Consider the following 1,039-nt stretch of genomic DNA (forward strand, 5'->3'; position numbering starts at 1 on the left):
GTGCATGAGCTGAGACAAGTTCGTCATTCCTCTGCAGTGTTGATCTTGATGGGCACGCGCGCCAGCACTTTCCGGCCCTGGCGCTGCACGTAGAGAATCTCGTAGTTGCCGGCCTCTGGCGGCATGGTCAGCTTCAGCGGCGAGCCCTCGCGGGTGTAGGCGTAGCTGATATGGTCTCGTCCACCGCCGCCGGCCTCGACGACCGAGATATAGTCCCGATGATAGTCGGGCCCGTTCCATTCAACGGGGATGGTGGCGCCGGCCGTGGCCGAGCCGGCGGCTGCGACGCTGGCCTCGACGGCGGTGACCTCGATGGGCTGGCGCGCCAGCACTTCCCTGCCCTGGCGCTGCACGTAGAGGATCTCGTAGTCGCCGGCCTCTGGCGGCATGGTCAGCTTCAGCGGCGAGCCTTCGCGCGTGTAGGTGTAGTTGATATGGTCTCGTCCGCCGCCGCCGGCCTCGACGACCGAGATATAGTCCCGATGATAGTCGGGCCCGCTCCACTCGACGGGGATGGTGGCGCCGGCCGCGGCCGAGCCGGCGGCTGCGATGCTGGCCTCGACGGCGGTGACCTCGATGGGCTGGCGCGCCAGCACTTCCCGGCCCTGGCGCTGCACGTAGAGGATCTCGTAGTTGCCGGCCTCTGGCGGCATGGTCAGCTTCAGCGGCGATCCTTCGCGCGTGTAGGTGTAGTTGATATGGTCTCGTTCGCCGCCGCCGGCCTCAACCACGGCGATGTAGTCCTTGCCGTAGTCGGGTCCGGTCCACTCGACGGAGATGGTGGCGCCGGCCGCGGCCGAGCCGGCGGCTGCGACGCTGGCTTCGACGGCGGTGACCTCGATGGGCTGGCGCGCCAGCACTTCCCGGCCCTGGCGCTGCACGTAGAGGATCTCGTAATCGCCGGCCTCTGGCGGCATGGTCAGCTTCAGCGGTGAGCCATCGCGGGTGTAGGTGTAGTTGATATGGTCTCGCACGCCGCCGCCGGCCTCGACCACGGCAATGTAGTCCTTGTGTTCATCCGGGCCGGTCCAGCTGACCG

At 67.5% G+C, this 1,039-nt stretch carries 1 pseudogene; it reads right to left on the reverse strand.

Features of this window, described 5'->3' with window-relative positions:
* Nucleotides 1-23: 23 nt before the first annotated feature.
* Nucleotides 24-1,039 (reverse strand): annotated as a pseudogene (locus tag ACEWQZ_RS00125) (VWA domain-containing protein); the annotation flags it as partial.

The organism is Wenzhouxiangella sp. YN1, assembly GCF_056324145.1.